Origin of the sequence: Streptomyces sp. AM8-1-1 (assembly GCF_032229325.1) — a bacterium.
Taxonomy (GTDB): domain Bacteria; phylum Actinomycetota; class Actinomycetes; order Streptomycetales; family Streptomycetaceae; genus Streptomyces; species Streptomyces achmelvichensis.
The window spans coordinates 5,786,276-5,804,966 of sequence record NZ_CP135086.1 but is presented as its reverse complement, the minus strand read 5'-3'; the positions used below and the strand labels follow the sequence as shown (position 1 = coordinate 5,804,966).

6 protein-coding genes are annotated in these 18,691 nt (G+C 72.7%); 1 reads left to right on the top strand and 5 read right to left on the bottom strand.

Translation table 11 applies throughout. The features are described 5' to 3' along the window. Positions 1–67: 67 nt before the first annotated feature. The 4 genes from RPQ07_RS25935 to RPQ07_RS25920 form a co-directional block, all read right to left on the bottom strand. Positions 68–7,252: an SDR family NAD(P)-dependent oxidoreductase gene (locus RPQ07_RS25935; protein ID WP_313946594.1), complete on the bottom strand. Its 7,185-nt coding sequence runs from the start codon at positions 7,250–7,252 to the stop codon at positions 68–70. 327 nt (positions 7,253–7,579) lie between these two features. Next, entirely contained in the window at positions 7,580–7,846 is a 267-nt protein-coding gene (locus RPQ07_RS25930; RefSeq protein WP_313946593.1) for an acyl carrier protein, read from the bottom strand. Positions 7,847–8,167: 321 nt separating this feature from the next. Continuing rightward, complete coding sequence (locus RPQ07_RS25925; protein WP_313946592.1) at positions 8,168–10,105, bottom strand: BTAD domain-containing putative transcriptional regulator; 1,938 nt, start codon at positions 10,103–10,105, stop codon at positions 8,168–8,170. Between the two features lie 194 nt (positions 10,106–10,299). After that, entirely contained in the window at positions 10,300–11,850 is a 1,551-nt protein-coding gene (locus tag RPQ07_RS25920; protein ID WP_313946591.1) for an MFS transporter, read from the bottom strand. Positions 11,851–12,098: 248 nt separating this feature from the next. On the opposite strand from RPQ07_RS25920, the gene RPQ07_RS25915 reads away from it, so the two are divergent. After that, a complete protein-coding gene (locus tag RPQ07_RS25915; RefSeq protein ID WP_313946590.1) occupies positions 12,099–12,788 on the top strand; it encodes a TetR/AcrR family transcriptional regulator in 690 nt (229 codons plus the stop codon). Between the two features lie 678 nt (positions 12,789–13,466). Here RPQ07_RS25915 and RPQ07_RS25910 read toward each other — a convergent pair. Further along, entirely contained in the window at positions 13,467–18,629 is a 5,163-nt protein-coding gene (locus RPQ07_RS25910) for a type I polyketide synthase (protein WP_313946589.1), read from the bottom strand. Positions 18,630–18,691: the final 62 nt, after the last annotated feature.

Genomic DNA, 18,691 nt, shown 5'->3' with positions numbered 1-18,691 from the left:
GCCCGGACGGGCACGGGTGTGCGCCGTCCGGGCCGACCCGATCGCTTGCGTCGGGTACGAAGCGGAATCAGCCGCTGATGAACTTGGCCGCCAACTGGGGGGCCGAGACCACGGATACGCCGTCGAAGCGGGTGAGCACCCGTCCGTCGGGAGTGCAGGCGGTGACGGTGAGCGAGGCGCCGGAGCCGTTGCCGCCGGTGGCGGCGGGCTCGACCACGATCAGGAAGGGCTCGCCGTCGGGCAGCGGGTGGTGCAGGTCCACACGGCCGACGGACAGGGGCAGCCCGGCGGTGCCGCGGAACAGCCGCACCCAGACGAGGCCCGCCTGGAGCAGCAGGTCCGCCGTGCCGGGGGCGAAGCGGGAGCCGGCGAACGCGCCGCCGGCCGGGCGGTGTTCGGTCAGTGCGCACTCCAGGACCAGCCGGTTCACCGACGCGTCCTCGGCGAGCACCCGGCGTACGCCCCGCAGGGACGGGCCGTGGAAGAGCGTGCCGTCACTGTAGAGCTCGGCGGCGTCGCGGCCGGTGCCGAGCGCGGGCAGTGCGCCGACCGTGGCCGCGGCGGGCGGGGCCTGCGGGGTGACGACGGCCGCGTAGTGCGGTCGTGCGGTGCCCTGCGCGTCGACGGCGTGGATCGCGGTACGGACGCTGTCGCCGTCGGGAGTCATCGCCAGGCTGATGCGCTCCGGCTGGTCGGCGTCGAAGACGATGCCCTTGTGCACCGAGAAGTCGTGCACCTGGCGCACCTCGGTGCCGCCGGCGCGCTCCACCGCGCCGATCGCCCAGCCGAGGGCGACGACCGCCGGGAGGACCGGGGATTCACCGATGACGTGGTCGGTGAGGATCTGCTCGTTCTCCAGCGCCGCCAGCGGGCGTTCGACGGTGACGGTGGCCGTGGTGGCGGTCCGCTCCGGCTCCGACAGGGGCGTCGTCGGGCCGAGCACGGTGACGACGTCACCGGCGCGCTCCGGGGCGAACTGCTCGGTGAACATCCGGGCTCCGGTGTCCACCGGGATCAGGGTGATGCCGCGCTCCTGGAAGACGGCCTTGACCTCCGGGGAGACCATTCCGCTGTCCCAGGCACCCCAGTTGAGGGAGGTGACGCGGGCGGCGGGGTGGCGCTGCTTCCAGGACGACGCCCAGGCATTGAGGACCTCGTTGGCCATGGCGTAGTCCGACTGCCCGCGGTTGCCGAAGAATCCGGCGACCGAGGAGAACAGGACGACGTGCCGCAGGGTCTCGGGGTCGAGCGCCGCGGTCACGGCGCGCAGTCCGGTCAGCTTGGGGGCGAAGACCCGCTCGACCTCGGAGGCCTTCTTGTTGGCGATGAGCTGGTCGGCGAGGACGCCGGCGCCGTGCACCAGACCCGTGATGCGGGCCTTGTGCGGGGCGAGCGCGGCGGCGGTCGCCTGCGGGTCGGTGATGTCCACGGCGAGGTACTCGGCGCGGCTGCCGGCGGCCTCGACGTCGGCGAGGGTCCGGCGGATCTCGCGGGCGCCGACGACGGCCCGGTAGAGCTGCTCGACCCGCTTCGGGGTCGGCTTCTCCCCCGCCGACTTCAGGTGGGAGGCGGCAGCCGCCTTGAGAGCGGGCGCGTCGACATCCTGCGCCCAGGCCGGCTCCTCCTCGAGCGGGGTGCGGCCGAGGAGCAGCAGTCCGGGCCGGTGGCGCTTGGCCAGTTCGACGACGCAGGCGGCGGTGATGCCGCGGCCTCCGCCGGTGACGACGAGCAGGTCCTCGGAGGTGAGCTGCGGCGCGGTCTCGGTGTCGGAGGCGGTCAGCGACTGCTCGGCGAGGGTCAGAGCGACGCGGCGGGCGCCGTCGAGGCCGACCTGGGCGGTGTCCGTGACCGCGTCCTCGACCTCGGCGAGCAGCAGCGCGGCGCCGGCGTCAGGGCTCAGCGCGGGGGCGATGTCGACGGCCCGGCAGAACAGCTCCGGGGCCTCCACCGCAAGGGTCTTGACGAGACCCGCGGACCCACCGACGGGGGCGAGTTCTTCGGGGACCCCGCCGAGGCCGAAGGCGCCGTCGAGCCGGGTGACGGTGACGAAGGCGGCACGGCCGGAGGCGGCCGCGGTGGTCAGCGGCTGGACGGCGTGCTTGGCGGCGAGCAGCGTGTGGGCGAGGCGGCGTACGCCCTCGGACCAGTCGGCGCCGCGCGCGGCGGAGAGGTCGAGCACCAGGCTGATGCGGTCGGCGAGGATCTCCTCCATCTGCTCGGCCAGTTCGGTCACGCCCCAGCCGGACAGGGCGTGGTCCTTGACGCCGCTGATGCGCTCGGCGACACCCGGCAGACGCAGGACGTGCACATGGCGGCCCGACTCGATGAGCCGGTTCACGAGCGCGGGTGCGAGCTCGGCGCCGTCGTCGACGACGAGTGCGCCCGAGCCCTCGGCGTACGCGCCGACGAGCCGGTCGGGGGTGGGCAGATCGACGAGCGCGGCCTGCGCGCGGCCGATGCCGCCACCGGGCTTGGCGGCCGCGGGCTCGTCGCCGGCGGGGGCGGCTGCCTGCGCGGCTGCGGGAGCCGCTTCGGAGGCGCCGCCGCTCATGAAGTCGACGATGTGGCGCAGGGTCCGGAGCTCGGCGAGCTGCTCGGGACCGGCGGAGATGCTCTCGCCGAACCGCTCCTGGAGGACGCCCATGATCTCGACCCGCTTGATGGAATCGATGCCCAAGTCGGCCTCGATGTCCATGTCCAGCTCCAGCATGTCCGCCGGATAGCCGGTCTTCTCACCGACCACCTCCAGCAGCACCGCCTCCACGGTCGCGGCGTCCGGACCGGCGGGGGCCGGGGCTGCGGGAGCGGCGGCCTGAGGTGCGGCACTGGCGCTCATGAAGTCGACGATGTGGCGCAGCGTCCGGAGCTCGGCGAGCTGCTCGGGACCGGCGGAGATGGTCTCGCCGAACCGCTCCTGGAGGACGCCCATGATCTCGACACGCTTGATGGAATCGATGCCCAAGTCGGCCTCGATGTCCATGTCCAGCTCCAGCATGTCCGCCGGGTAACCGGTCTTCTGACCGACCACCTCCAGCAGGACGGACTCCACGGTCGCGGCGTCCGGACCGGCGGGGGCCGGGGCTGCGGGAGCAGCGGCCTGGGAAGCCGCGCTGGCGCTCATGAACTCCACGATGTGACGCAGCGTACGAAGCTCCGCGAGCTGCTCCGGACCGGCCGATATCCCGCCCTCGAACCGCTCCTGCAACACACCCATGATCTCGACACGCTTGATGGAATCGATGCCCAAGTCGGCCTCGATGTCCATGTCCAGCTCCAGCATGTCCGCCGGGTAACCGGTCTTCTGACCGACCACCTCCAGCAGAGCCGCCTCCACCGTGGCCGCGTCCAGGCCGGCCGGAGCCGCGGCGGCGGGAGCAGCGGCCTGGGAAGCCGCGCTGGCGCTCATGAACTCCACGATGTGACGCAGCGTACGAAGCTCCGCGAGCTGCTCCGGACCGGCCGATATCCCGCCCTCGAACCGCTCCTGCAACACACCCATGATCTCGACACGCTTGATGGAATCGATGCCCAAGTCGGCCTCGATGTCCATGTCCAGCTCCAGCATGTCCGCCGGGTAACCGGTCTTCTGACCGACCACCTCCAGCAGAGCCGCCTCCACCGTGGCCGCGTCCAGGCCGGCCGGAGCCGCAGCGGCGGGAGCAGCCGCCGGTGCGACGGGGGCGGGCGGGGCGGCGATGGCGGGCGCGGTGACCACCGGGGCCGCGGGCAGCGCCTGCGGTGCGGGGGCCAGGGGCCGGGCGGGGGCCGGGGCGGCGGCGAGTGCGGCCGGGACCGGTACGGCGGCCACCGGCTGCGCGACCGGGGCGGCCACGGCCGGCGCGGTCTGCTCCGCCGTGGCGCGGCCCGCCGGGGCGGGCGCGGTGCCGAGTTCCAGGCCGGCCAGGTCGCGCAGGATCTCGTTGGCGCGCAGATGGCTGCGGCCGATGTCGAGGCCGTGCTCCTTGACCGCGTTCACCCCGGCCAGGACCTGGCCGAGCTGTCCCTGGTCGGCGGCGCGCTCCAGCAGACCGGTCAGACGCTCGGCGCTCTGCAACTGGCCGTTGAGGTAGTCGTCGTGCAGGGCGAGGTGGTCGGCCACCAGACCGGCCAGGCGATCACTGTCCACGTGGGCTGTCTCCATGACGGTGGGAGCAGGGGCGGGGGTGGGCGCCACCGCGGCCGCGGGCGCGGGCAGCACCGCCGTGGCGGTCGCGGCCGCGGCCGGTGCCTGCGCGGCTGCGGCCGCGACCGCCACGGCGGGGGCGGACGCGGCGGCCGGCCGTGCGGCGGGCGTGGGGGCCGGGGGCTGGACCGTCACCGGGGCCGGTCGGGGCGTTGCGGCCACCGGTGACGGGGTCGGGGCCGCGGCCGCGGCGGGAGCCGGTACCGCGGGTGTCGCCGGGACGGCGATCCGGTAGCCGTTGTCGATCGCGTCGCGGTAGGCCGCCCTGCGCTCGGGAGAGACGTAGTTGATGCCGTTCAGCAGGATCGACATGCCCTTGGCGGGCACCTCGGCCACGGCCTCGGCGACATAGCGGTCGGTGGTGGCGAGCGGCAGTCCGAGGACGGCGAGCTGGGCGACGGCCTGCTTCAGCGCGACATCGGCGTCCCGTCCGGGGCCGGCGTCGAGGCTGACCACGGTGTGCTCACGGTCGCCGAGGATGCGGCGGACGAGCTGGGTGAGGACGCTCTTAGGACCGAACTCCACGAAGACGCGGAACCCGGCGGCGTACATCTCCTCGACGCGGGCGGCGAAGTCGACCGGGTTGATGAGCTGTTCGGCGAGGACCGTGCGGTTGGCGTCGATGTCGTCGCCGTAGGCCGCGCCGCGGGTGTTGGCGAAGACGGTGCCGTTCGGCCGGCGGACCTCGACGCGCGCCACGTCACCGCGGAAGGCGTCGACGGCGTGGCCGACGAAGGGGGTGTGGAACGCGGCGGACACCGGCAGCCGGCTCGCCCGCAGACCCGCGTCCTTCGCGGCGGCGACCAGGCGCTCCACCTCTTCGGTGGCGCCGCCGACCACGATCTGGTCGGCCGCGTTGCGGTTGCAGACGACCAGGCCGGGGCGGTCGGCGAGGAGTTCGGCGACCCGCTCCTCGGGGGCGGAGACCGCGGCCATCGCACCGGCGTCGAAGCCGGACTCCGGCGGCGGGGCCATGGCCTTGCCGCGGGCCCGGGCGAGAGCGAAGAAGGCGTCGTCGTCGAGGGCGCCGGAGGCCCACAGCGCGGTCAGCTCGCCGAAGCTGTGGCCGAGGAACCCTTCGGCTCCGAAGCCGAGTTCGGACAGATAGCGGAACTGGCCGGCGGACAGGGCGCCGATCGCGGGCTGCGCGTACGCGGTGGCCTGGAGGGCGGTTTCCTGCGCGGCGCGCACACCGGCGCCGAACAGCGGCGGCGGGAACGCGACACGGGACAGCGGCGCGGAGCCCTCGAAGTGCACATTGGCCCGGTCGAAGGCGGACCGCAGCGGCGGCAGCGCCATCACGGCGCTCTGGCCGAGGTTGACGTACTGGCTGCCCTGACCCGCGAAGAGTGCGCCGACCTTGCCGGCCGGAGCGGCGCTGCGGCGGTAGTGGACTCCCTTGGGGTGCGACCAGGCGTCGGCGTCGGGCCGGGCGCGCAGTTCACCGAGGGCCAGGTCGCGCAGGGACTTCAGCTCGTCCTCGCCGCGCGCGGCCAGCGCGACACGGGCGTGGCCCGCGGGGGCCGGGCCGCCGGTGGCGGGCGCGCCGTCGGCGAGCAGCTCGGTGAGGGCGGCGGTGTCGGGCGCGTGCCACAGGTGCACACGGGCGACGGGGTAGGAGACCCGCAGGTCGTCTCCGTCGCCGTGCTCCTCCAGCACCATGTGGAAGTTGGTGCCGCCGAAGCCGAACGAGGAGATGGCGGCGCGGCGCTTGGGGCGCTCGGGGTCGCGGATCCAGGGCCGTGCCTCGGTGTTGACGTAGAACGGCCCGGAGGCGAAGTCGATGGCGGGGTTCGGCTCGTCGACGTTGATGGTCGGCGGCAGGACCTTGTGGTGCAGCGAGAGCGCCAGCTTGATCAGGCCGGCCGCGCCCGCGGCCGCCTTGGTGTGCCCGATCTGGGACTTGACGCTGCCGACGGCCGCGTACTGCCGGCTGTCGTTGCCGTCGGAGACCACCGCGGCCAGTGCGCTCAGCTCGGTCGCGTCGCCGACGGCGGTTCCGGTGCCGTGCGCCTCGAAGAGCTCGATGCTGGACGGCGTGCAGTCGGCGTCCTCGTACGCGCGGCGCAGGGCGACCATCTGGCCCTCCTTGCGCGGGGCGTAGATGGACTTGAACCGGCCGTCGCTGGAGGTGCCCATGCCGCGCAGGACCGCGTAGATCTGGTTGCCGTCGCGCTCGGCGTCGGCGAGGCGGCGCAGGGCGAGCATGCCGATGCCCTCGCCGATGAGGGTGCCGTCGGCGTCCTTGTCGAACGGCCGGATGCGCCCGGACTTGGACAGCGCGGGCGTCTTGCTGAAGCACAGGTACATGAAGATGGTGTTCTCGGCGTCGCAGCCGCCCACCAGCATCGTGTCGGAGCGGCCTTCGAGCAGCTCGCTCACCGCGGTCCTGACCGCGCCGAGGGAGCTGGCGCAGGCGGCGTCGATCGTCATGTTGATGCCGCCGAGGTCGAGCCGGTTGGCGACCCGTCCGGCGACGACGTTGCCGAGCATGCCGGGGAAGGAGTTCTCCTCCCACGGGGCGTACGCGAGGCGGAACTTGGCGACGATCTCCTCGGCGTCCTTGTCGGAGAGACCGCAGCTACGGACGACCTCCTTGAGCACCGGGCTCTGGAGCCGCGCGGTCAGCGGCTGGGTGAGCTGGTTGGCGCCGGTGATGCCGAGGACGACTCCGGTGCGGGAGGCGTCATACCACGACTGACCAGCCTTGTCGGCCCCGGCGTCCTTCAGCAGGTCCCGGGCGACCACCAGGCTGAGCAGCTGGAGGACGTCGGTCACCTCGAGGGTGTTCGGCGGCAGGCCGAACTCCAGCGGGTTGAACGGGACGTCGGGGATGAAGCCGCCGCGCTTGGAGTACGTCTTGTCGGGCACCGAGGGGTCGGGGTCGTAGTGCTCGTCGACGTCCCAGTGTCCTGCGGGCACGTCGTCGATGCAGTCGGCGGCCGAGACGACGTTCGCCCAGAAGTCCGTGAGATTGCTGGACTTGGGGTAGAGCGCGGAGAGGCCGACGATGGCGATGGGGTCCCGGGCGAGCCGACGGTCGAGGTCGGATTCCTGCGAAGAGTTCACGGCAAGTCTCTCTGGATCTGGGCGAACAGGGACTTCGGTCTCGGCGCCCCGGCTCCCGGTCCGTGTGGGGACCGGGGCGGTCGGCGGCCGCTCGGGGCGGCGGACCGGATCGGCGACTGTCGCGGCGGCGGGCGGGCGGCCGGCGCCGTACCGGGGTCGCCTGGTGCGATGCGGGGGGCAAGGCCGTCGGTGGCGGGGTTCCGCTCCGGCCGAACGGCACGTTCTCGGTGCCTTGTCGGGCCTTGCCGGGCACCAGCGGTACGGAACCGGCGGGTCTCGCTCGCCTGGCCGCACCGGCCGGCAGTGGCCGTCCGGTGCGCCGTGGCGCTACGCCGCGGCGGTGCGCTTCTCGCTCTCCTCGGCGATGTGGGCGGCGAGGGCCTCGATGGTGGGGTGGTACCAGAGCGCCGTCGTTCCGAGCTCGAAGCCCAGCCAGGTCTCCATCTCACCGGCGATGATCAGTGCCTGGGTGCTGTCGAGGTCGAGCTCGTCGAAGTACTGGTCGGGCGGAACCTCTGTCGGCGCCACACCCAGGCGCTGGGCGATCTCCTCGATCAGCCATTTCTGGGCTTCTTCGGCCGTCACGTTCGCCATTTCCCATCCTCTCCAAACGGCTTATTGCATGCCTTCGGGGAATGTTCGGCTTTTCCCCGTAAGGGCGCCTCGCACTTCGAGGCGCCAAAGAATCATCAGCATTGGCCGGACCGGCCGCTAATCGGGACTTGCCCGCGATCGTGACCCTAGGTGGGCACCCCTGCCGGGGCAACCGAACTCCGCTGCCGCAAACGCCGATTTACGTGCGCCTAATCGGCATGTCAACCTGTGGGCCACGGAATTCCTGCGCTGAGCTGCGATGATTCCTTCGGAGTGGACGGGACGGAATTTCCTGTCAGCCTGGCGTAAGGCTGTCAGCGCTCATGTCAGCCGTTGCCACCGGCTGTCAGCGGCTTTGTTCGTACGGCCCGGCCTCGACGCCCGGTGGGCACGCAGCGGGTAGAGGTTCTCGGCCTCACCGCCGCGTGCGAGTTCGGAGACGAGTGTGCGGATGGAGACGTGCGGCGTCGCGGCGAGCCGGGCGACGGCCATGCGCAGCTCCAGCGGATATTGCCCGCACACGGCGGCCAGTTCCTGGGTGGCCTCGGGTTCCGCCGCCGTGCGCTCCGGACCGAGATACGTCTCGATCAGCTCGTACGCCTCGGCGGCGGACAGGACGTCGAGAGCCATGCTCATGGCACCCTCGCGCGTTACCAGGTCGATGAGAGGTGCCCGGCTGGTGACGAGCACGACGTTGCCCGGTGTCCCGGGCAACAGGCAGCGGACCTGTGCCGCATCCGCCGCGTCGTCCAGCACGACGAGGAAGCGGCGGCCGGCGAGCAGGCTGCGGAAGAGGGCGGACGCCTCCTCCGGGTTGTCCGGAATCCACTCGTCGGGCGCGCCGAGGGAGCGCAGGAACCGGGTGAGCACGGTGCTCGGGTTCACCGGCCGTTCCGACGGGTCGGCGCTGCCCTGAAGATCGGCGTACAACTGCCCGTCGGGGAACTCGTCGTGGTGCTGGTGGGCCCATCGGACGGCCAGTGCGGTCTTCCCGATCTCGGAGGGACCGTGGATGGCCGCGATACCGACCGCCGCGTATCCCTTGTGCTGCTGTGCCAGCAGGCCGTCGAGGGCCGCCAGTTGCTGCTGTCTCCCGGTGAAGGGGGCGATCACCGGGGGAAGCTGGGCGGGCGGCGCGAGGCTGCGGGGACGGGCGGATGAGGGCGGAGGGGTGCGGGGCGGCAGCGGTCCGTTCCAGGAGTGGTCAGGCGTGCCGTACTGCTCGCCCGGTGCGGGGCCGGTTGCCTCGGGGCGGTTCTCGGCGCCGTCCTGGACGAGGATGCTGTTGCGCGCCTGCCAGATCTCCTCGCTCGGTTCCACGCCGAGTTCCTTCTTGAGCCGCATCCTCAGGTCGGTGAACAGGCGCAGGGCCGCCGCGCGGCGGCCGGAACCGGCGAGCGCCAGCATGATCCGGGCCTGCAGCGATTCGTGCAGCGGTTCCTCGTACGAGGCGACCCTGAGGTACTCGACGGCGAACGCGGACCGGTTCAGCCGCAGCGCCAGATCGGCGAACTCGATGGCCACGTCGATATGGCGCTGGGCCACCCTGACCACGGAGGGGTGGTGCCAGAGCTGCGGCAGGTCCTGGAGCAGCCGGCCCTGCCAGCAGCGCAGGGCCTGCCGGTAGAGGTCGAGCGCGGCGGACGGGTCGTCCATGGCGGTCCGGGCGGCCAGGGCGGCGCGCTCCTCGAACCGGGAGAGGTCCAGTCGCACTCCGCCGCTGTTGAAGACGTATCCACCGCGGACGGTGCTGATCCTGCGGGTCGTGCCGCCGTGGCCGGGGCCGGGCTCGATGATGCGGCGCAGCCGGGCGACGTAGGTGTGCACCAACTGCGGGTAGGCGGGCGGTGCTTCGCCGTTCCACAGGACGTCGGCGATCTCTTCGTGGCTGACGGTCTGGTCGGGCTGCACGGCGAGCAGGCCGAGCAGGGCGCGCTGCTTGAGCGGCATGGACACGGGCTCGTCGGCGCTCAGGACGGTGAGCGGCCCGAGCAGCCGTATCTCCTGGGCGAATGCGGGCGGTTCGGCAGGGGTCCCGATATCGGGGGCGTCGTCCGGAACCGCGGCCTCATATCCGACGACCTCGGCCATACGGGCCAGGGTCTCGTGCCGCGGATTCTTCACGTGCCCGCGTTCAATGTGACGGACAGTTCGTACGCTGATGGCGGCGCGTCTGGCCACCTCGTCCTGTGTTAATCCTGCCTTGATGCGCGCGGCACGCAGTCCGGAACCCCGTACAATCCTCAACCATCCCCCCACCCTTCAAGCAGGTATAGACAAAACCGGCGCCAATAGCTCTGACTTACGTTCCGCCCACAATCACTCTATTGCGAAAAATTCACGGAAGCGATCATTCCGATTTAGGAATTCGCCAAGGCCGGCCTACCGACCGGACGGTCATCCGTTTTCCGGGGCCCGCGCACGGTCGGCCGCGTGCCCCGGAAAGCGGTTTCTCACACGGCCCGGAGCGAACCCTCCGCGGCCGTCTTCGGGCGGTCGCCGTCGTCCGGCACCGCGGTGTCGTGGTGTTCGGGAGAGCGGCGCACCAGGAGCAGGACCAGCACCCCGGCAAGCAGAGCGGCGAGCCCGCTCACCAGGAAGACCTGGTCGAGTCCCGCGGCGTACGCGTCCTCGACGGCCCGCGCACCCGCGGCCTGCGCCTGGGCGGGCAGTTCGGCGACCACGCTCGCGGACCTGCCGCCGGTGACCAGTTCGGCCGCCGCGTCGGAGTCGGCGAACGAGCCGTTGTCGGCCAGCTCCCGTCCGATCGCGCCGGACAGAATGGCTCCGACCACCGGAATGCCGACGGCGAAGCCCAGCTGCCGGAACGTGTTCGCCGCTCCGCCCGCCATGCCCGCCCGGCTCGCCGGCGCGGCGGCCAGCGCGGCCGACGCGAGGATCGGCGAGGCGATACCGACACCGATACCCGTCAGCAGCATGCCGGGGAGCAGCGCCGTCCAGCCGGAGGTGCCGGTGAGCAGCATCTCCAGCAGCGTCCCGGCACCGATCAGCAGCAGACCGGCCCCGATCGGCCACTGTGGCGCGACGTTTGCGAGGAAGCGGCCCGCAAGGCCCGCCGCCACGAACGACATTCCGCTGAGCGGCATCAGGATCAGACCGGCCTTCACCGGGCTGAGCTCCAGCACCGACTGCGCCCAGACGGACACGAACACCAGATTGGCGAAGGCGGCCGCACTGAAGACCACCGCGCCGGCCATCAGCCCGCCGAACGACGGTGTCCGCAGCAGCTTCAGGTCGAGCATGGGATCGCGCCGGCCGCGTTCGACCAGGACGAAGGCGATCAACGCGACCACCGTGCCGCCGAACAGCGCGAGCGTGATGTCCGCGCCCCAGCCGTCCTCGCCCGCACGGATCAGGGCGAAGATCAACAGGGTGGAGGCCAGGGTGAAGGCGACCGTGCCCGGGATGTCGACGCGGCGGTCGGTCCTGATGGACGAGCCCGTCAGGTGCTTGTGGCCGACGATCAGGGCGATGGCCGCGACGGGCAGGTTGACCAGGAAGATCCACCGCCAGTTGAGATGCTCGGTGAGCAGACCTCCGAGTATCGGACCGGCCGCGGCGGCGGCGCCGTTGACAGCACCCCACAGACCGAAGGCGATGCCCCGGTCCTTGCCGCGGTAATTGCTCGCCAGCAGTGCGGTGTTGGTGGCGAACATCGCCGCCGCGCCGAGGCCCTGGACACCGCGCGCGACGATCAGCATGCCGCTGCTGTCCGCGAGCCCGCAGGCGAGGGACGCCACGGCGAACACGGCCAGGCCGGCGAGGTAGACCCGGCGGGCGCCGGTGAGGTCGGACAGCGAGCCGATCGCCATCAGCAGTGCGGCGAGCACCAGAACGTAGATGTCGACCACCCATTGCAGGGCGGAGAACGACGCGTCGAGCGAGTCGGTCATCTGGGGCAGCGCCACGCTGACGATGGTCACATCGATCAACAGCATGAAGGTGCCTAAGCAAACCGCCAGCAGCGGCATCCATTTGCGCATGACGCGGAGCCTCTCAGGGAGCGAGCCGAAATGCGGACAATTGCGCCGGTCGGCAGGTCGGGTCGACCGGCGGCCCGAGCGAGCGGGGCACGCCTCGACCAGCGCCGTCAGCGGCGGTATCGGCAGCGGGCAGGTCTGTTCGGGCACCTCTTAGACAGTGGCTAATAGGTTAGGCTGACTCTATGCCCTGCGGGTCGCCGGGCGTCAAGTCGCTCCGGCCACTTCCCCTCAGCGTTAGGTTTCTCGTCATGTCTGAGTCAGCGCCGCGCCGTCGCTCACGCGCCTCGGCGGGCCTGCCGCCGATCACGGCGGAGAAGATCATCGACGCGGCCGTCGAACTGACCGCGGAACGCGGCCTCGACGGCTGGTCGATCCGGCAGATCGCCACCAAGCTGGACGTCTGGCCCGGTGTGGTCGCCCATCACGTGGGCGACCGGGAGGCGGTCGTCATGGCGGTCACGGACCAGGTGATCGGCCGTATACCGGTACCGGATCCGGATGTTCCGTGGCGCGACTGGTTCAGCTCGCTCACCTTCGACGGGCGCGCCGTCCTGAAGCAGTACCCGGGGGTGGCGCGGCGGCTGGTCGTGGTGGGGCCGAACGTGCCGTCCGCGCTGCCGACGATCGACACCGGCATCAAGGTGCTCCTGCTCGCGGGGTTCGGCGACCACGCGACGGAGATCTACCGCTATCTGCTCAACAGCGCGTTCATGCTGGTGGCGGTGGAGGACGACCGCGACAGCTTCTTCCCGAGCGCACGCGCGGACATGGGCCGCACGATGGCCGCGTTCGCGGCGGACCCGAACCGGCCGGGCCTCGCGGCGGCGGGCGCGCAGGCGGTGGCCCGGAGCGAGGACGCGGGAGCGCAGGACCTGGCGTTCTTCCGGCTGACGGTGGAGAGGTCGCTGGACGGGGCGGAGGCGTTGCTGAAGGGGTGAGCGGTGGGGGGTGGGGGGTGGGCCCGGGGGTTGCGGCTCCCGGGGCCCGCGCGTCGGGGTGGTGGCCCGCACGGCTGGGCGCGGGTCTGGTTGCGGGTTGTTGGCCCGCACGACTGGGCGCGGGCCTGGTTGCGGGCCATGCGTCGGCCGACCCGCCGCCCGTGCCACACGGCCTGCGGCCATGTCCTCAAACGCCGGATGGGCTGCAATGGTTGCCCCGCACGACCGGGCGCGGGCCTGGTTGCGGGCCATGCGTCGGCCGACCCGCCGTCCGTACCGCACGGCCTGCGGCCGTGTCCTCAAGCGCCGGACGGGCTGGAATGGTTGCCCGCACAACCGGGCGCCGGTCTGGTTGCGGGCCATGCGTCGGCCGACCTGCCGTCCGTACCGCACGGCCTGCGGCCCTGTCCTCAAACGCCGGACGGGCTGCAATGGTTGCCCCGCACGACCGGGCGCCGGCTCGTTGCGCGCCGTGCGTCGGCCGACCCGCCGCCTGTGCCGCGGCCGTGTCCTCAAGCGCCGGACGGGCTGCAATTGTTGCCCCGCACGACCAGGCGCACTTGTCGGACCCATGACGCCGGAGGGCCTCCTCCGCACCTCCCGGCGCACACCTCGGTGACAGAACCACCGAGTGGCGGGACGGTCTACGCGACCGGCCCGCCACTCAGTCGTGCGCTGCTACGACGTCGGCTGGTGCGCCGTCGTCGAGGACTCCGTCAGGATGCCCGCCAGGAAGCCCGCTATCTCGCTCACCGTCGGGTAGTTCCACAGCAGCGTCGCCGGGAGCGCCACTCCAAGGTCCCGCTCCAGCGCCACCCGTACCGCCGCCGCCAGCAGGGAGTCGACTCCCGCCTCCGTCAGGGGGCGGTGGACGCCGACCGCCGCCGGCTGCATGCCGAGGACCGCCGCGACCCGGCGGCGTACGTCGTCGAGCAGGTACGCCGCCAGTTCGTCGCCCGTCAGGCCCACCCAGTCCGGTACCTCCGTGGGCCGTGAGGCGTCGTCGCCCGCCAGTTCCGCCAGCAGGGCGGGGCGCGGGCCCGTGTGGCCGCGCAGCAGGCTGATGACCGTGACCAGCGCGCCCGGGGCTCCCGCCGCGGTCTGGTCGAAGGCGCGCAGCGCCTGGTCCGGGGCGATGTCGGCCGTGCCGCGGGCGGCCAGTTCGACGTCGGTCGCGTCGGCCGAGGTCGCCATGCCCATCCCCCGCCAGCTGGTCCAGGCGATGCTCACGGACTCCTGGGCGCCGCCGGTCCGCCGGTGGGCGGCGAGGGCGTCGAGGTAGGCGTTGGCCGCGGCGTACGCACCCTGGCCCGGCAGGCCGAGGAGCGGGCCCGCCGAGGAGAAGAGGACGAAGAAGTCCGTCGAACCCGGCGGGAACAGCTCGTGCAGGACCAGCGCGCCCTCCGCCTTGGGCCGCATGACCTCGCGCAGCGCGCTCGCCTCCAGACGGTGCATCATCGCGCTGTGCACGGTGCCGGCGGCGTGGACGACACCGCGGATCGGCGGGAGCCCGAGCGCGTCGAGCGCGGCCCGGGTCGCCTCCAGGTCGGTGATGTCCACGGCGACGGTGCTCACCGTGACCCCGGCGGACTCCAGCCTGCGCAGCGCGCCGACCCGGCGGTCGTCGTCGGACCACGCGGCGCGCGGAGGCACCGCGGTACGGCCGAGGAGGACGATGCGGCGGGCGCCGCGCTGGGCGAGGTGTTCGGCCATTTCGAGGCCCAGCACACCGAGGCCGCCGGTGATCAGATACGTGCCGTCGGCGCGGCAGCTGAACGGCTCGGCGTCCGGCACCGGCGTCGCGGGGACCAGCCGGGGCACGTGGACCGCGCCGTCGGCGACGGACAACACCGGCTCGGCGGGTCGCAGATGGAGCAGATTGAGCAGCAGCGCGGCGCTCACCTCGTCGGGCGCGCCCGCCGGCAGATCGACGACACCGCCCCAGAACTCGGGGTGTTCGCTCGCCGCCACCCGGCCCATGCCCCACAGCGGTGAGCCCGCCAGATCGCCGATCGAGGCCGCGCCCCGTACGCCCGCGGTCAGGCACCACAGCAGCGGCTTGCGGCCGGGCAGGGAGGCGATCTCGGCGACGATGCGGGCGAACTCGACCGCGATGTCCGCCGGTTCGGCGGCTGTCGGGGCGAACAGCACATGGTCGGCGTCGGTGACCGCGGTCGCGTCCACGCTCACCGTCGCACCGTGCGCGGCGCACGCCGGAACCAGGGAGCGGGCGAGATCGGTCGGGCCGAGCACCAGAACCGTGTGGTCGGGCAGCGCGGTGTGCGTCTCGGTGTCGACCGGGAACTGCTGCCACTCCAGCTCGAACCGGCCGCTGGTGCTCTGCTCCTCCCCGGAGAGGTCACCGTCGAGCTCCCCGTAGTGCAGACCGCGCAGGGTGAGGACGGAGTCGTCCTCCTCGCCCTCGACGGTGCCGCGGATCTCCACGTGCACGGTCGTGGGCCGGGCGGGGTCGAGGCGGACGGTGATGGCGGCTCTGCGCGGGGGCGGGCCGGAGCGGGTCACCTGGTCGATGTGCGCGGGCATGCGCAGCACGCCGGGGCCGGTGAAGATGACCGATGCCATCGACAGGGCGGCGTCCAGGACGGCCGCCCAGCTGCGGTCGAGTTCGGCGGTCGCGACGGCCGTCAACGTGCCCTCGCCGCAGCGCAGTTCCTCGATCCGCCAGGGGTATCCCATGTCGGCGACGCCGAGTTCGGCGAGCCGCTCGATGACATGACCGGGGTCGAGCACCTCGGGGGCGTCCGCGTCACCGGCAGGCGCCGCGGGCTCTCCGCCGCCGACGGTGGCCAGGGTGTGCGTGGACCAGGCCGTGTCGGGCGCGCCGAGCTTGCGGGAGACCAGCCGCAGGCCGGTGTCGTCGCGGACGATCTGCACCTCGCGGGTCTCCTGCTGCGGCACGACGACCGGCTGGCGCAGCCGCAGGTCGGTCAGGACGTCGGTGCGGCCGGCGGACAGGAAGGTGTTCACGAGCACGGCGGCCGGGACGATCTCGGTGCCGAGGACGGGGTGCCGGCGCGGATAGGGGCGGGTGCGCAGGTCGAGCGTGGTCTGCCAGATCCGCAGCCGGGAGGCGTGCACCGCGGTCTCGGTGCCCAGCAGGGTGTCGACGGGCGACTCGGTGAGCCCCCGGGCGTCGACCCAGTGCCGCTCGTGCTGCCAGGCCGTCGTCGGCAGATCGGCACGGCGTCCGGCGGGCTGGAGGACCGACCAGTCGACCGGCACGTTCGCGCAGTGCAGACGGGCCAGCGAGGTGAGCAGCGTGGTGCGTTCGGTCTTGTTGCGGCGCAGGGTCGGTACGACCAGCGCGCCCGGCACGTTGGCCGTGGTCTCCGTGACCGAGTGGCTGACCACGGGGTGCGCGGAGATCTCCAGGAAGGTCCGGTGCCCGTCCTCGACGGCGGCCTGGACGGCGTCGACGAACCGGACGGGGTTGCGCAGGTTCGCCGCCCAGTAGGTCGCGTCCTGCCTGCGGGTGGACCGCGGGTCGTCGAGCGCGGTGAGGTAGAGCGGTACGTCCGCGGTCCTGGCCTCGATGTCCGCGACGGCGACGGCGAGATCGGCGCTGATCTCGTCCATGTGCGAGCTGTGGAAGGCGACGTCGGAGTCGACCCGGCGGACGGTCCGGCCGAGCGCGGCCCACTGCTCGGCGGCCTCGTCGACGGCGGTGATGTCTCCGGCGACGACGGTCGAGGTGGGAGAGGCGGCGATCGCGGCGCACAGGGTGGGGTCGGTGCCGATGATGTCGCGCACCTCGTCGAACGGCCGGTCCACCATGATCATGGCGCCGTTGCCGGCCACCTTGCGCAGCAGCGCGGAACGGCGGCACACCAGCCGGGCGCCGTCGGACTCGGACAGCACACCGGCGACGACGGCCGCGGCGATCTCACCGACGGAGTGGCCGATGATCGCGCCGGGGACGACCCCGTAGCGCCGCCAGACCTCGGCGAGGCCGATCTGCATGGCGAAGAGCATGGACTGGATGATGTCGACGGAGCCGAGCTCCCCGCTGGTGAGCACCTCGCGCGGGGTGAGGCCGAGCTCCTCGGCGTAGATGGGGCCGAGGCGGTCGATGGCCGCGGCGAACACCGGCTCGTCGTCGAGCAGTTCGCGGCCCATGCCCGACCACTGGGCGCCGTGGCCGGAGAACACCCAGACCGGCGCCCGGGACGGGCCCGACGCGTCGCCGGTGACGACGGCCGGATGGGTCTCTCCCTCGGCCAACGCCCGCAGACCGGCAGTGAGTTCGTCCTTGTCCGCCGCGACGACGACACCGCGTCCGGCGAGGTGGGCCCGGCGCCGGGCGAGGGTGTGCCCGATGTCCGCGAGCTCGTGCGGCGCGAGGCCGTCGGCGAGCCGCGCGGCCTGCGCGGCGAGGCCGGGCTCGTTGGCGGAGGAGACGGGGTAGAGGGTGACGTCCGCGCTCGCGGAAGCCGCGCCCGTCCCCTCGGCCGCGCCCGAGGACGTGCCCGAGGACGTGTCCGCCGAGGCGTCCGCCTCCTGAGTGGTGTCCACCGGTGCCTGCTCCAGGACGGCGTGCGCGATCGTGCCGCCGTAGCCGTAACTGGCCACACCGGCCAGCCGCGGACGGTTCACCGCCGGCCACGGGGTCGCCTCGGCGACCAGGCTCAGACCCGACTCGGCCCACGGGATGTCCTTGCGCGGCCCGTCGACGGTCAGGGTCGGCGGGATGACGCCGTGCTGCATGGCGAGCGCGGTCTTGATGAGACCCGCGACGCCGGCGGCCGCCTCGCAGTGACCGATGTTGGTCTTCACGGATCCGATCAGGCAGGGGCCCTGCCCGGGGGCACGGTCGCCCACGACCTCGGCGAGCGCGGCGGCCTCGATCGGGTCGCCGACCTTGGTGCCGGTGCCGTGCGCCTCGACGTAGTCGACCTCACCGGGCGCGACGCCGGCCGCCGCGTACGCCCTGCGCAGCAGATGCGCCTGAGCGGTCGGGCTGGGCGCCATGATCCCGTCGGTGCGGCCGTCCTGGTGCACGGCGCTGCCGCGGACGAGCGCGATGACGCGGTCGCCGTCGCGCCGGGCGTCGGCGAGGCGCTTGAGGACGACGATGCCGCAGCCCTCGCCGCGGCCGTAGCCGTTCGCGGCCTCGTCGAACGCCTTGGAGCGGCCGTCCGGGGAGATGGCCCCCGCGATGTCGAGGACGGTCGTCAGACCGGGGCCCGCCATCAGCATGACGCCGCCGGCGAGCGCCACGGGCACCTCGCCGCTGCGCAGGCTGGCGCACGCCTGGTGGAGTGCGACCAGCGAGGAGGAGCAGGCGGTGTCCACGGCGACGCTCGGGCCGCGCAGATCGAGGGTGTACGAGATCCGGTTGGGCACGCCGCACAGCGAGGACCCGATACCGGTCCACGCCTCGACGCCCGGCAGGTCCTCCAGGAGTCGGCGGCCGTAGTCGTCGGTGCCGACACCGACGAAGACGCCGGTGTCGCTGCCCGCGAGGCTCGACGCGGGGATGCCGGCGTGCTCCAGCGCCTCCCAGGCCACCTCCAGCGCCATGCGCTGCTGCGGGTCGAGCTGGCGGGCCTCGGTGGCGGACATGCCGAAGAAGGCGGCGTCGAAGCCGCTGATGTCGTCGACGAAGGCGCCGTTGGAGATCACCCGCGACAGGACGGCGGCGTTCTCCCGGGACTGGGCGCGCTGCGGCGCCCACCGGTCCTCGGGTATCGGTCCGGACGCGTCGCCCGCGTCCATCAGCAACTCCCAGAGCGCCTGCGGGGAGTCGACGCCACCGGGGAAGCGGCAGCCGATGCCGACGATGGCGATCCGGTCCTCGGGGCTCGGCGGCAGGGGGGACATCTCACTCACCATGGGTCACCGCTTACGGGTCGGGCGTCGTCCGCTGTGGACGACGGGAGGAC